Below are 13,187 nucleotides of genomic sequence, written 5' to 3'. Positions count from 1 at the left end.
GTCGAGATCGAACTTGGCAAGGTTAGCCGACGATCACTCACAGGGTGCTTTGTCATCACCTGCCGCGGGGGCGTCAGCCAGCTTCGCCTGTGCTGAAACCGTCTCGTCAGATTCGTCATCTGCACCGTCCCCACTGCCATCATCCGGGTCGCGCACCTGAAGACCGTCTCGCTGCCCTGCTGCCCGTTACAGCCGTGACGCCCGTCGCTTCGCACGGCGCCCGAAAAGCCTTCATGGCCCGATGCAGCGGTCGGACTCCGCGCGCTCGATCAGGTCGAGGGTGCTTTTTGTCGCCGACCGCGCTGGGGACGGCGACCTTTCCCGACGTCTTCACCCTGGATGGCGTCGAGGAGCAGCGCCCCGACCCAAGCAGCAGGATTGGCCAGCGCCGCCTTTAAGCCTAGAGTTGGTTTCCCGTGAGCAGTTCGTCAGCTGATGGAGACCAAGATTGCCGTGGCAAAGACGTCTCGTTGCAGCCGGTATCACCTTGCTGTCTGCCGGGGTTGGAGGTTGCATCGTTACGGACGAAACGTCCGGGGAGGCATCCAGCGAACAGTCCGTTGACCCTCGGTCACCAGGCGCCCCGCCGCGCGCAGGCATCGACCGGATCATCGAACAGCAGTCAGCGCATTACGAACTCCCCTCGGATTTGGTCCGGCGAATCGTCAAGCGCGAGAGCAACTTTCGCCCAACCGCCCAGAAAGGTGGTCATTTTGGATTGATGCAGATCAAACACGCGACGGCGCGCAGCATGGGTTACACCGGCCCGGCAGCGGGGTTGCTAGATCCCGAGGTCAATCTCACCTATGGCCTCAAATATCTGCGGGGAGCCTGGCTCGTGGCAGATCGCGACCCGAGCCGCGCCGACCGATACTATCGGAGCGGGTACTATTACGACGCCAAGCGGAAAGGGCTTCTCGAAGCGACCGGCCTCGGCAAGGACCATACCCGGCTAGCCAAACCCCGCCCCGCGTCGGACAGAGTTCTTCCAACTCGCTAGTGGATTGATCGGAATGAAGGAGTCCTGCTTGGGATTCCGTTCATCGGGATGATCCGCGATACTGCCGGATGCGGACAGGTAGCAGCATTGCCATCATGGCATCGGATTTACAGCGGCATCTGGAACATGGGTGGCGTTCCTACGTTCTTTGCAGTGAGGCACTGATGAAAGGTGCATCCCAATTCGTCGCTGGTCTGAACGCGATTGCCCGTAATCTCCGTCGAGTGGCTGTCGGAGAACGGCATGCCACGGTCCACGGGCGTAGGCTTCTCGAAGAACCAGGCCGTCAATCCCGCTTCGCTCCGCATTACTAGACCTACTACAAGTTCGCGGCCAAGCTGACGCGGCCGACGTGAATGACAGGAGGTACATATGTCGGGGGACGAGCCGTAGCCCAGTAGTTGGTGTAACGTCTCAGGCAGATTGAGCTTCGCGCGGATGAATCCACCTCTACTGCGCGGAGAGGGGTCCACCGACACCTTGCGGCACAAAGGAGGGCTAAAAAACTGATGACTTCTTTCATCTGCTGATAGTCTTTATCGCCTAACCAACGGCGAATTAGCTCCTGTGGAGCGAGGGCGTGGTATTACCCACGCCCTTTCGCTGTGATGGCCCCCTCCGGGCGCCCACCGCACGTCCCGCGAGATGCGCCAAAGGCAGCAAAGGGCACGAGGCCGCTGGGTGGCGGCCAATCATCGACATTTTGACGGGCCGGGCCTAGACAGCCGCCTGCCGTTCACGCAAGGCCGCCCCTCCATGAAACTGCGCCCCGACACGCTGGCGATGACCGCCATGCTGGCCATGCTGACGGCGCTCGGCCCGCTCTCGACCGATTTCTACCTGCCCTCGCTGCCTGACATCGTCCAGGTGATGCAGACCGACATCGCCGGCGCGCAGGCGACGCTGTCGGTCTTCCTGTTCGGCTTCGCCGGCGGCCAGATCTTCTGGGGACCACTTTCCGACCGGATCGGCCGCAGGCCGGTCCTGCTGGTGGGGCTCGGCATCTTCTTGGTGGCGACGCTGGCCTGCGCCTTCGCGCCCTCGATCGAGGCTCTGACCAGCGCCCGCGCGGTCCAGGCGCTTGGCGCGTCGGGACCGATCGTGCTCAGCCGCGCCATGGTGCGCGATCTCTATGACGGGCCACGTGCCGGCCGCGAACTGGCCCGCATGGGCATGATCATGGGGGTGGTGCCAGCGATTGCGCCGGTGCTCGGCGGGGTGCTGCAGCAGGCCTTCGGATGGCGCTCGACCTTCGTCGCCTCGCTGGCCTTCGCCGCTGCCCTGGTGGCGATGGTGACGTTCCTCCTGCCCGAGACGATCCGGAGCCGCTCGCGCGAGCCGCTCTCGCTGGTCTCCATCATCAGCGGCTTCGGCACGCTGCTCGCGAGCCGTGCCTTTCGCGTCTATGTCGCGCTGACGGCGCTGGCGTATGGCGGGCTCTTCGCCTTCATCTCCGGCTCGTCCTTCGTACTGATCGACATCCATGGTCTGACGCCGGTCCAGTATGGCCTGTCCTTCAGTCTCGTCGTGCTCGGCTTCATTCTCGGCACGATCCTCGCGCAGCGTCTCGTCGCCCGCCAAGGCATGGACGGTGTCATCGCGCTCGGCGTGCGGTGCCTCGCCGGCGGAGGCCTTGCCATGCTGGTCTGCGTCGCTGGCGGTTTCGGCGGCGTGGCCGGCGTTGTCCTGCCGATGGCGCTCTACACTTGTGGCGTCGGGCTGACCATGCCGCAGGCGCAGGCCTCGGCGATGATGCCCTTCCCGGATCGCGCCGGGGCGGCCTCATCTTTCACCGGGATCTGCCAGATGTTGTTTTCGGCCTGCGTCGGCCTCCTCGTCGGCCATTCGCTAAAGAGCGGCGCGCTGCCGTTGCCCCTGGTGATGTCGGCGATCGGCGTCGCCGCGCTCGTGCTGTTCAGGGCGAGCGCCGCCGTGCGGGCGGCCAGGATCTAGCCGGTCAGCCGTGACGCCCATCGCCTTTGCACGGCGCCCGAAGGCTTCATGGGCACGATGCCGCTGTCGGACTCCGCGCGCACTCTGCTGGGAGGATCGACTACCGGATCACCAGTGCAGGGATAGTTGTACTTGCCAGCACCTCAGACGTCTGGCTCCCCAGCACGACTTTCTGTATGCCTCGCCGGCCATGAGAGGACATCACGATGAGGTCACAGCCCTTGAGCTTGGCCAATCGGACGATTGCCGCGGCTGGAGAGACATCGATCTCGTGTTCCAGATCTACCGTGACGCCGTTTTCGGACGCGCGTTGCTCTATGGAAGTAATGCGATCCTTGATGAACTCATCAATCTGCTGACGGGCTGCAGATGCCAACTCCGGGCGCAGGGGCGCCGAAACGGTCAGAACGGTGACTTTCGCCCCGAGCGGCTTGGCGAGCGCCAAGCCATGTTCAAGACCCTTGCGAGCAAGTTCGGAGTCGTCTGTGGCGATCAGAATGTGTTTGTACATTTGCCCTCTCCCGTAGGTATCTGCTCGATGCCGTAGCTTTGTGAGAGTTCGGCTCGCGGCCAAGTTGGCCGCCAGTATTATGTTCGACGGCAACATCGCATAAATCGGCGCGCCTCTTTATGGGGGGCGTCCAATGTGGGCCACCGATAGCCGGCTTGGGTTCCATCAAGTGAGCAGGCACGGCAAGCCCGGCGCAATTGACGACCTCATCTATAAGCAGATCGAGTCCTATCTGATTTTATGAACGTCAATTCTGGCTACGTCATCCGGGCCATGATGTCGGCAGGACCAGAAGGAATGTTCATCCCAGAACCTGGCAAGCTTTGCGGGACGCAGGTGGCAACGTTCATTCAGCGGATTTGCTGAGCGTCATCTTCGCAGGACGTTCCTGGTCGCAGCCGTCTTTCAGTCCAAAATCGCCGTCCAATGCGTCCAGCACCTCAAGCGATGAGCGGCTTGAGGTTGTGGGCTGTAACATGGAGGCTCCGCAATGACCGCTTCGGCACTGCGGTGTCGCGCTGGCCTGAGGTGGCCAGTTGCTGCTTGATTTGATCACCTTGGACCCTCGATTTGGGCACCCGATTGCGGCGATCCGCACGGAGACAGCTTTCACTGTCGCTGTGCTGCTCCGTGTTTTCAAAAAGCTTTAGTGTGAGCCGGGCATTGACCAACCAATGGGCATCCGCAAATGCGCCTACTGCATCTTCGCCGGCGGTCGTAAGCGCAGGCTCACGGATGCGGCGATCTTGGCCGCTATGTTTGTCTCGAGATCGAAGCCGCTGCCAGCATTTTGGTCCGCTTCATAGATGCCCGACCAGATGATCGCGGTCGTTTGCCCATCCAGCAGGCGGCTTGTGATCCTGAGCTTGCCGTCGCCTGCACGGATCACGCCCTCCAGGATATGCCGCCGGCCAAGCTGGCGATCGATTTGTGCGGCGGACGCGGAAGATTCCAAGGCAGCTGAAGTCTGACTGCGAAAGATCGTCAGCTCTTCGTTCGGAACGAGATGCGAGATGACATCGTCGGCAAGTCCTGCCGCGAAAACCTCGAATTCGGCTTTCTCAGTGAGGTTGACGAAGGGCTTCACGACGAGTGACAGCCGTGCCGGGCTCACTGGCGCAGCCGGGACCGGTCGGTTCGCCATCGCCACGAAGGCCACCAACGAGCTGATCGCGAGCGCTGAAGTGGCGCCGACGAGCCAAGGGCGCCTCAACCGCGCGCCCATTTGCGGGCGGGGTGGTTCGTCGGGCGCGGGATCGGATGGTGAAAGCGGCGCAGGGTCGATCTGATCGTTCAATTGCCAGCGGAAGCTGGGTACATAGCCCCCCTTGGCAATCTCGATCACAAGCGGGTCGGTACTGCCTTCGAGCAGGTAATACCGCTCCAATCCGCGCCTGAGCCGCCCCGCCTCAATGCGAACGACGGGGTCGTCCAGGACGTCGAAATTTGCATCCCGACCGAAGACTTCGACTGCGATCGCATAGGCCTTGATGCGGTCTGTCCGGCCACAGAGCGTCTCTTCAACCACAAAGGACAGAAACCGGCGCACCCGCTCGGGCACCTTAAAGTCGTCACTTGCTAAAATGCGACCCAGTTGGGCACGAATATCGTCTTCAGAGATCCCAGGAACAACGCAGGAAACTGAGCCACTGCTGGAACTCGTCGGCATCATCAATCACTCCGGCCGCGTGACCACGCACCATCTCGAACAGATGGAGAAATTAGTGCAACAGCGCGGTGACACGCAGAGCGCTAACCAGTCAGCCAAACTCTCGCCCCTGCTGTCCCTAAGGTCAATTGAGGGCTCGCTGCGCCATGCCCAAAATCAGTGAAGGGCAAGGAGTGCATCGACCCGCCCTCACATATCGAGGTCGGCATCATGACCCGGATCGAGGAGCGCGGGCGCGCCCGTCTGAAAATGCGTTTTCCTGATTGGCGGGCCCGTTTTGATCTGGCCGCAAGCGAAAACTTTCTCGACGTTTGCGAGGCGTACGAATTGGCGCATGTGGGGCTTGATTACGTGACCAGGTCAGACGCACCGTTACGCGACGAGATGATTGCAGATTACCGAGACCTGATGGCCTCCCTAGAGTTGGAAGCCCAGATCTGGGCAGATCGCGACATCATGGCAGGATAGGCTCAGCGAGAGGGCATTGACCCGAGCCGTCGACTGACTTTTTTGATTAAGCCCGCAGCCTCTCAGATGGGCGCGCCACGCGCTTAGCGTCTGAGGCGGGCCCGAAATCGCATTGGACGCATGCCTGCGTGCGACGCTCCCACGTTGCAAACTGTAACCTACTTCCTTCCGCGCCATTTGCGGCTTTGATTGCTTTACGGAAGGGCGATCGCGTTCTTAGACCCGCCGGCAGAGGCGGAATGCATGGAAGCCATCTATTACATGCCTACTCTCATCTATATCGTCGACGGCGACGCTGCATCTCGGGCCGAAAACGACAACATGCTCCGGGCCAGCGGCTATAAAACCCGGAGTTATGGCAGCGCCGAAGAGATTTTTAGGCAGCTGCCGGATGATAAGAATGCAGGCTGCATCGTCATCGACAGGCAAGCTCGCGACACAGCTCCATCCGACATTCTAGATCGCTTGAGCAAGGCCGGCTTTGGTCTGCCGGTTATCTTCCTGGCCGAGCACAGCGACATTCGGGCGTGCGTCAACGCGATCAAGGCGGGGGCCGAAGACTTCCTCACCAAGCCAGTCGAGCCCCAAGAATTCCTCGAGGCGATCGACCGGGCGATCGCACGACACCGGCTCACCATGGAGCAGGAAGTCTGGGCGCGCGCGGGTATGGCTCGACTGAATCAATTGACTCCACGCGAGCGGCAGGTCTTTGACCGCGTCGTACGGGCCAAGAAGAACAAGCAGGTCGCATTCGAACTCGGGACGACGGAGCGCACTGTGAAGGCGCATCGTCAAAAGATGATGGAGAAGATGCAGGTCCGCTCCGTAGCCGAACTCGTATCCTGCGCGGAACGGCTGGGCCTCGTCCGCCCCCGAGCGTTGCGGGTGTCCAGCTAACCCTTTCTAGCGTGTCTTCCCCTCTTGCTCTCGCGATCTGCCCAGATCTGGGCTTCCAACTCCAGGGAGGCCACCAGGTCTCGATAGTCTGCAATTATCTCGTCGCGTAACGGTGCGTCTGACGATCCACTAAGGGTGGCGACAGCAAGACGCCACCGGCGCTGGGCTGGGGGGCTGTTGCTGTCCGGTGGCGTTCGGCCGCATCTCAGCGGCGGGCCGAGGCTACGCTCGCCATCCGGCATCGTCCACAAAATGTGGACTGCTGGCGCCTAACGATTTGTCGCCTCGCCCGACTTGCATCCCAGTCGGTACCAACGCCCCCGCGAATGTCCTTCCCGCTCGCGGAAAGTCGTCAACGCCTTTCCCATAAGATGACGTATCGCGGTGGCCGCGCGCGATCTGGGAGCGGGAGTGCGTAGCCCTTCACATTCGGTGCCGGAGAGGTCGGACCTGACCTCGGCAGCAAGCGAAGGAGCGACGGCGATGGCGCATTTCGTAGGTCTGGACGTGTCGGTGCAGGAGACGGCGGTGTGCGTCGTCGACGAAGCCGGCAAGGTTGTGTTCGAGCAGAAGGTTGCGACCGAGCCGGACGATCTCGTCGGGCTGCTCAAGTCCATCAGCGGCGACTATGGACGGATCGGGATTGAGGCCGGTCCGCTCTCGCAGTGGCTGGTAATTGGCTTGGCGGAAGCAGGCTTGCCGGTGATCTGCGTCGAGACGCGGCACATGAACTCGCTTCTGAAGGCGCAACAGGTCAACAAGTCGGACCGTCACGACGCTCGCGGTATCGCGCAGATGATGCGCGTCGGCCTGTTCAAACCTGTCCACGTCAAGACGCTGGCGAGCCAGGAGAAGCGGATGCTGCTGACCAGCCGGAAGCTCCTGCAGCGCAAGATGCTCGATATCGGGTTCGACCTGCGCGGCACGCTGCGCAACTTCGGCCTCAAGGTCGGCGTGGTCGGCACGGCTGGGTTCGAGGCTCGCGTCGCGACCTGGTGGCGGGCATGTCCAGTCTGTCGGCGATCGTGGAGCCGCTGCTCACCGTCCGGCGCGTCCTGCGCCAGGAGTTCACGCGGTTGCACAAAATGCTGCTCGAATTGGCTCGCCAGGATCCCGTGTGCCGGCGGCTGATGACCGCGCCTGGCGTCGGGGCGGTCGTGGCTCTCACCTATCGGGCGACGGTCGATCAGCCGCAGCGCTTTGTTCACTCGAGGGCGGTCGGCGCGCACGTTGGTCTGACACCTCGACGCCACCAGTCCGGCGAGATCGACTATGATGGCGACATCTCCAAGTCCGGCGACACCATGCTCCGGACGATGCTGTACGAGGCCGCCCAGACGCTGCTTACGCAGAGCCGGCACTGGTCCTGGCTCAAAGCATGGGGCACTCGGGTTGCGCAGCGCCGCGGCATGCGGCGCGCCATCGTAGCCGTCGCCAGGCGACTGGCGGTGATCGCATGTGGGTCGACGTCTCCGACTTCCGCTGGGGTCGCGACCCGGCAGCCACCGTTCAGGCGGCCTGACCCCGACCGGCACAGGAGCAGCGACGGGTTCTGCCACGGCAGGGAGAGGTCCTCACGGAGACGGTGGTGAGACGAGATCGTAATGTCCGCAGCCTCTGCCGCTCGACGGCGGCAAGAGCGCCCGTAAGATTGGTCCGCCTCATCCTCTTACCCCATCATGGGGCGGCCATCGCGCCGACACCGGAGAGAAGCGCGAGCCCCGTGCGGCGACCTCACACCGAATTGACCCCCGAGCAGAACTGACCGCAGCTGAACGCGATCCGCACTGCCGTCGTCCCCGCTGGTACAACCGGCGGTCGATCGATGCTGCCTCTTGACTTAAACCGCGATAGAGAAGCGGACGTTCCGAGTGTCGAAGGGGGGTGGACCACTGACGCTGGCCAGCTTTCCGTATGCCGCGATCGCCCCGAAGTCGGAAATTGAGCCCCCGCATGAAGAGGCATTCTGACCCCGCGAGGCAGCGAAGCAGCACGAACGTGAAGCCCAGCCAGGCCAAGTGTGGTGCGGGGCTGCTTCGTGCCTGTAGTCTGTGCTAGCGTCAATCGAGACGTTGATGAGCGATCTTCCTGAGATTTGGCTGAACACGAATGCGACTGCTCCTGCCTGCGCCTCATCAATTGATCGCGCTTTTGCGTGGCTTACTTTTCCTTTTGGCCTTCGGCATTTTCACGCCGCTGGCCACTGCGCAAACCCCAAGCCCGCCTGCTGGCATCAGCAAGGAACAGTATGACGCCCTGGTCGAGGCGATAAGCCAGGCCGTCGTCGTGAAATTGAAGGCCCTTCCTGCGGGCAAGGTCGCTGCAACCCCGCCTGAAACAATCCCTGATGCGGCAGACGGTAGCGTCGAGTCCGAGGTCAGTGCATTTGTCGGCCGCAGCAGCCGGGCGGTCGAGGCCTTACCCGAGCTTGGACGGCGGCTCATGGGGCTTCCGGCACTCGTCGTGGAAGCGGGCGGCGGTCGGGGACTTCTTGCCTTCGTCTCGATACTGCTGCTCTCGATCCTTGCGGCGCTGGGCGCGGAGCGGCTTGTCGGTAGCCTTTTCGGCAATGTTCAACGTCGCCTGAGCATGAGGGCCGCAGCGACGCCCGGGTTGACAGTGGCAGGGCCGCTCCTGGGCATTCTCGCAATTGATCTGCTGGGATTGGCCGCCGTCTGGTTGGTCAGTTATGGCGCGATCGGCATCTGGTTTTCACGAGCAAGCGGCCAGGACAAGCTCGCCGCCGCCATTCTCGCCGGCATCTTTGCGTGGCGCTTCTATATGCTGGCATTTCGGGCCTTGCTGCGCCCCGCGCTGCCCGGGGCGCGGCTCGCCAGCATGGACGATGCCGGCGCGAGCGTTGTCTATCTTCGAATTTCGCTGGTCATCCTGCTGATCGTCGCGCTGCGGATCGTGATCCGCATGCTGATTGCGACGAGTGCCCCGCCCGAGGTGGTGGCGGCTGGCCAGATCGTTGTTTCAATAACCACCGTGACACTCGCCACCTGGGCCGCCGTGGCGTCGCGCGTTCCGATGGCGCGCTGGTTCGCGAATTTGTCTCATGACCAAGGAGCACGGAGCTTAGGACGCCGCATCGGTATCCATTGGCTGTATCTAACGCTGCCGCTCTTCGTCGTCATGGGCCTCACCCAGATCTTTGGCGCCGTCATGGTGCGTTACACCGTCCCAAATGCAGTGCTTCTGACGCTTAATGCATTAATTGCGCTGGTCTTGTTGCAGACTCTCAGCCGCTACCTCACTCGACCAAGTGTTGCTCTCCCGGCGCCGTCGGTAGAAGACGCTGTCTCACTCCCGCTATCGCAGTCCCGCCGATTCTCGGATGTCGTGGTGCGTTGTGTACGTGTTGCCATCCTGATCGGTATCATCGCGCTTGTGGCGCAGAGCTGGATCGTGGAAGTCTTTGCGCTGGTCGACGCTGAGGGCTGGCTGGCACTGACCCGTTCGTCGTTCGCAACGGCGGTGACCTTGTTCCTCGCCTTTGTCGCATGGGAACTCACCGATTTCTTCACTCGTCGCAATGACCCCGCGGCAGCTGCCATCGCCGCCGCTGGTCACGACGAAGCTATCGGTGGCGGATCGCGCCTCGCGACCTTACTCCCACTTCTGCGCATCGTCCTAGCCATCAGCATCAGCGTACTGGCTTTGCTCATCGTGCTGTCGGCGCTGGGTGTGAACATTGGGCCGCTTCTAGCTGCGGCATCGGTCTTCGGGCTCGCGATTTCGTTCGGCAGCCAGGCGCTCGTGCGCGATATCGTCTCGGGTGTCTTCTACCTGAGCGATGATGCGTTCCGGATCGGCGAATATATCGACTGTGGCAAGGCCAAGGGCTCGGTAGAGGGCTTTACGCTCCGTTCGATCCGGCTGCGCCATCAGAACGGACAGGTTCACACCATTCCGTTCGGGCAACTCGGTCAGATCACCAACTTCAGCCGGGACTGGGCCACGGTGAAATTCAATCTCCGCTTCAAGCGCGACACCGATCTCGAAAAGTTGCGAAAGACAGTGAAGAAGATCGGCGACGAAATGCAGGAGGACCCGGAGCTCAAGGACGAGTTCCTCGCGCCGCTGCGCATGCAGGGCGTGGCGGACATTCTCGACAACGCGATGCTGGTGCGCTTCAAGTTCACCGTACGTCCGATCCAGCCGAGCTACGTGCAGCGCATGGCGGTCAAGAAGATGGTCGCCAAGTTTGCCGAGGTCGGGATCGAGTTCGCCGATACCATGGTGGCCGTGCAGACTTTAGGGTCTGGGACCGAATCGGCGGCCGCGGCGGCTAACTCTGTACAGATGCGCAATCGAGCGGGTGCTGCGGCACCGGCCGCAGAACCTGCAACCTGAGTACAATCCGACAAGCAGATGCACCAGTAACCTTGCGTGATCGGGAAAACTTGCAGACGACATAAATATTCACATTTTTATCAATAAGATACGTTTCTATGTGCGATAATCCATGTTGAAGGGTAGATCACAGGTAGCATCGAAACTCCCAAGCGCGGCAACCTGCCGGAGTGTGGGTTGGCGAGCCGTGCGGCGCCTGCCAACAGCCTGGGCCGTCGAACCAGCGGTCGGGGAGACCGGTACATCCGGCCGGGCCATCTGCCTGCAGCATGCCGGCAAAGCCTTTCAGATATTGCTCTGGTCATCGCCTGAATGATCAGGGGGTACGCGGAACGCACTGGCTGTAGCCCGATGCAACCACGTCTGGCAGACCCATCTGTGGATGCTGTCCTTAAGCTTCATGTCGATCGAACCCTGCAGCTCCCGTTTTCCCTCCGAAGGCAATAATCACACGTTCGAATCGTGTCGGGCGCGCCGCGAGTGTGGCGCGGATCTTCTGCGTCGGTGACGCACAGCCGGCAGGCAGAAGCAAACCACCGGAGCATCATCCCGGTTGTATGATAGCGTCGCTGACAGGATGAGGGCTAGGAGCCTGCTTACATGAATCAGCGTGACAAGGTCCGGCTGGCGACGTTGCCTACACCGTTCGAACGGCTGCCACGCCTGTCACAGGCTCTGACCAGCAATGACCGAACCCCGGCGATCTGGATGAAGCGTGATGACTGCACCGGCTTTGCCGGAGGCGGAAACAAAGCGAGGAAACTCGAATATCTGGTTGCCGACGCATTGGAGAGCGGCGCCAATATGCTCGTGACAATGGGCGCGATCCAGTCGAACCACGCTCGCCAGACCGCAGCGGCGGCCGCACGACATGGACTGGGTTGCCTGCTGCTCTTGAGCGACTCGGTGGCGAACCGGGGAGACGCCTATCGAACGAATGGGAACTGGCTGCTAGACAAGCTGTTCGGCGCGGAGATCCGCGTCCTTGCTTCGAGCGAGGACAGTTCCGCAATCGCTGCAGAGACGATGGCCGGACTGACGGCGCAGGGGCGGAGGCCCTACTTCATCCCGGTCGGCGGCTCGAATGCGCTTGGGAGCCTCGCCTATCGCGACGCGCTTCTGGAATTGGCGGCCCAAGCGAAGGATGACGGCTGCTGCATCGACCATATCGTTCTGCCGACCGGGAGCGGCGGCACGCATGCCGGCATTCTGGCCGGCGTCGAGGAGGCGGGGTTGCCCTGCCGCGTGCATGGCATCAGCGTCTCGCGCTCAGCGGAGCAAGCGCGCGCGATCGTTTCCGGTTTGGTTCAGGAGATTTTTGCTCTCGAAGGCCGTCAACGCGAAACCATGGCTGCCTTAGACATCGACGACTCCCAGGTAGGTCCCGGATACGGCCAGCCCACCGCAGCAATGACAGAGGCTGTCGAGTTAATGGCCCGCACAGAGGGGATTCTGCTAGACCCGGTTTATACCGGCAAGGCCATGGCAGGGCTTCTGTCCTTGGTCAGGAATGGCGCCATCGCTTGCGGTGAATCTATCGTCTTCTGGCACACTGGCGGTGCACCTGGTCTCTTCGCGTATCCAGAGGTGTTTCATCGATAAGTTCGAAGCGGCTGCAGGTCGGTCGGCTCCAAGAGAGACACCCCGGCATGCGTTTCGGATGGCGCGGGAGCGAATGCCCGAACAGGCAAAGGTCACATGTTCTGATCGTGTCGGGCGCGCCGAGGGTGTGGCGGCGGTATGCCGCCACACCGAGCTATCCTTGATCCCTGGCGAACGTCAGTTCGTCACTTTTTCTTGCTGGTTGATCCGGAGGCGTTGACCGTCGTCACCGCCAGCGTCGTCAGTTTGGCATTTGCCGCCTTTTCCTCGTCTAGGATCGACGTCAGAAGCTCGTGCGCTTCGGTGTGCCCCAGGACTTTCGCCCATTCGCGCAGTGTTCCATAGCGGGCAATCTCGTAATGCTCGACGGCTTGTGCGGCGCCGATCAAACAGACGTCGCGTGCGTGGCCTTCTGCCTCTTCGATAAGACCGTCCGCCTCTTTCAGTAGACCGGCCATAGCATCACATTTCTCGCCACTGGCCTTCAGGCCCAACGACTTGAACACGGATTCGAGTGTCGTCACATGGCCTTTTGTTTCTTTCATGTGATCGTCGAATGCCTGTTTCAGCTCGGCGCTTCCTACCGCTTTGGCGACTTTTGGCAGCGCCTTGAGAAGGGCGTTCTCAGCCCAGTAAATGTCCTGCAGCGTGTGCTCAAAAGCTTCCTGGAGTGTCTTCATTTCGACGTCCTCTATAAGCAGCAACATCCCTCGGACTTGAGGGGCACA

At 61.7% G+C, this 13,187-nt stretch carries 10 protein-coding genes and 1 pseudogene; 7 read left to right on the top strand and 4 right to left on the bottom strand.

Annotation, left to right across the window (positions count from 1 at the left end; translation table 11 throughout):
• The first annotated feature begins 448 nt into the window (after positions 1–448).
• Positions 449–1,000, top strand: coding sequence for a lytic transglycosylase domain-containing protein (locus AC2FAN_RS19565; RefSeq protein ID WP_320109594.1), 552 nt, complete (start codon positions 449–451; stop codon positions 998–1,000).
• 756 nt (positions 1,001–1,756) lie between these two features.
• Positions 1,757–2,953 carry a multidrug effflux MFS transporter gene (locus AC2FAN_RS19560; RefSeq protein WP_485175959.1) on the top strand — a complete coding sequence of 399 codons (1,197 nt, stop codon included), beginning with the start codon at positions 1,757–1,759 and terminating at the stop codon, positions 2,951–2,953.
• Between the two features lie 100 nt (positions 2,954–3,053).
• On the opposite strand, the gene AC2FAN_RS19555 is transcribed toward AC2FAN_RS19560, so the two are convergent.
• The 3 genes from AC2FAN_RS19555 to AC2FAN_RS19545 all read right to left on the bottom strand — a co-directional run bounded on the left by AC2FAN_RS19555 (position 3,054) and on the right by AC2FAN_RS19545 (position 5,136).
• Positions 3,054–3,464: a universal stress protein gene (locus AC2FAN_RS19555; protein WP_265055419.1), complete on the bottom strand. Its 411-nt coding sequence runs from the start codon at positions 3,462–3,464 to the stop codon at positions 3,054–3,056.
• A gap of 346 nt (positions 3,465–3,810) precedes the next feature.
• Entirely contained in the window at positions 3,811–3,942 is a 132-nt protein-coding gene (locus AC2FAN_RS19550) for a hypothetical protein (RefSeq protein WP_485175958.1), read from the bottom strand.
• Positions 3,943–4,158: 216 nt separating this feature from the next.
• Positions 4,159–5,136, bottom strand: a complete 978-nt coding sequence (locus AC2FAN_RS19545; protein ID WP_485175957.1) for a hypothetical protein — start codon at positions 5,134–5,136, stop codon at positions 4,159–4,161.
• Between the two features lie 207 nt (positions 5,137–5,343).
• Here AC2FAN_RS19545 and AC2FAN_RS19540 point away from each other — a divergent pair, with 207 nt between their 5' ends.
• The 5 genes and pseudogenes from AC2FAN_RS19540 to AC2FAN_RS19520 all read left to right on the top strand — a co-directional run bounded on the left by AC2FAN_RS19540 (position 5,344) and on the right by AC2FAN_RS19520 (position 12,459).
• A complete protein-coding gene (locus AC2FAN_RS19540; RefSeq protein WP_485175956.1) occupies positions 5,344–5,601 on the top strand; it encodes a hypothetical protein in 258 nt (85 codons plus the stop codon).
• 243 nt (positions 5,602–5,844) lie between these two features.
• Positions 5,845–6,498 (top strand): response regulator transcription factor, encoded by a 654-nt coding sequence (locus tag AC2FAN_RS19535; RefSeq protein WP_265055415.1) that lies wholly within the window; start codon positions 5,845–5,847, stop codon positions 6,496–6,498.
• A gap of 483 nt (positions 6,499–6,981) precedes the next feature.
• Positions 6,982–8,020, top strand: a pseudogene (locus AC2FAN_RS19530) (IS110 family RNA-guided transposase).
• Between the two features lie 587 nt (positions 8,021–8,607).
• Complete coding sequence (locus AC2FAN_RS19525; protein ID WP_485175955.1) at positions 8,608–10,857, top strand: mechanosensitive ion channel family protein; 2,250 nt, start codon at positions 8,608–8,610, stop codon at positions 10,855–10,857.
• Positions 10,858–11,457: 600 nt separating this feature from the next.
• Positions 11,458–12,459, top strand: coding sequence for a D-cysteine desulfhydrase family protein (locus AC2FAN_RS19520; protein WP_265055413.1), 1,002 nt, complete (start codon positions 11,458–11,460; stop codon positions 12,457–12,459).
• Positions 12,460–12,644: 185 nt separating this feature from the next.
• Here AC2FAN_RS19520 and AC2FAN_RS19515 read toward each other — a convergent pair whose 3' ends face one another.
• Positions 12,645–13,139 (bottom strand): YciE/YciF ferroxidase family protein, encoded by a 495-nt coding sequence (locus AC2FAN_RS19515; RefSeq protein ID WP_265055412.1) that lies wholly within the window; start codon positions 13,137–13,139, stop codon positions 12,645–12,647.
• Positions 13,140–13,187 lie beyond the last annotated feature (48 nt).

Source organism: Allobosea sp. RIT-PG3_2 (assembly GCF_057321085.1).
The sequence above is the reverse complement of the archived record's forward strand: the minus strand, read 5'-3'. Positions and strand labels throughout refer to the sequence as shown.

Excerpts from the sequence above, each read along its gene's own strand:
- AC2FAN_RS19560 (WP_485175959.1), top strand. The coding sequence starts at position 1,757 with ATGAAACTGCGCCCCGACACGCTGGCGATGACCGCCATGCTGGCCATG.
- AC2FAN_RS19555 (WP_265055419.1), bottom strand. The coding sequence starts at position 3,464 with ATGTACAAACACATTCTGATCGCCACAGACGACTCCGAACTTGCTCGC.
- AC2FAN_RS19550 (WP_485175958.1), bottom strand. The coding sequence starts at position 3,942 with ATGTTACAGCCCACAACCTCAAGCCGCTCATCGCTTGAGGTGCTGGAC.
- AC2FAN_RS19545 (WP_485175957.1), bottom strand. The coding sequence starts at position 5,136 with ATGATGCCGACGAGTTCCAGCAGTGGCTCAGTTTCCTGCGTTGTTCCT.
- AC2FAN_RS19540 (WP_485175956.1), top strand. The coding sequence starts at position 5,344 with ATGACCCGGATCGAGGAGCGCGGGCGCGCCCGTCTGAAAATGCGTTTT.
- AC2FAN_RS19535 (WP_265055415.1), top strand. The coding sequence starts at position 5,845 with ATGGAAGCCATCTATTACATGCCTACTCTCATCTATATCGTCGACGGC.
- AC2FAN_RS19525 (WP_485175955.1), top strand. The coding sequence starts at position 8,608 with ATGCGACTGCTCCTGCCTGCGCCTCATCAATTGATCGCGCTTTTGCGT.
- AC2FAN_RS19520 (WP_265055413.1), top strand. The coding sequence starts at position 11,458 with ATGAATCAGCGTGACAAGGTCCGGCTGGCGACGTTGCCTACACCGTTC.
- AC2FAN_RS19515 (WP_265055412.1), bottom strand. The coding sequence starts at position 13,139 with ATGAAGACACTCCAGGAAGCTTTTGAGCACACGCTGCAGGACATTTAC.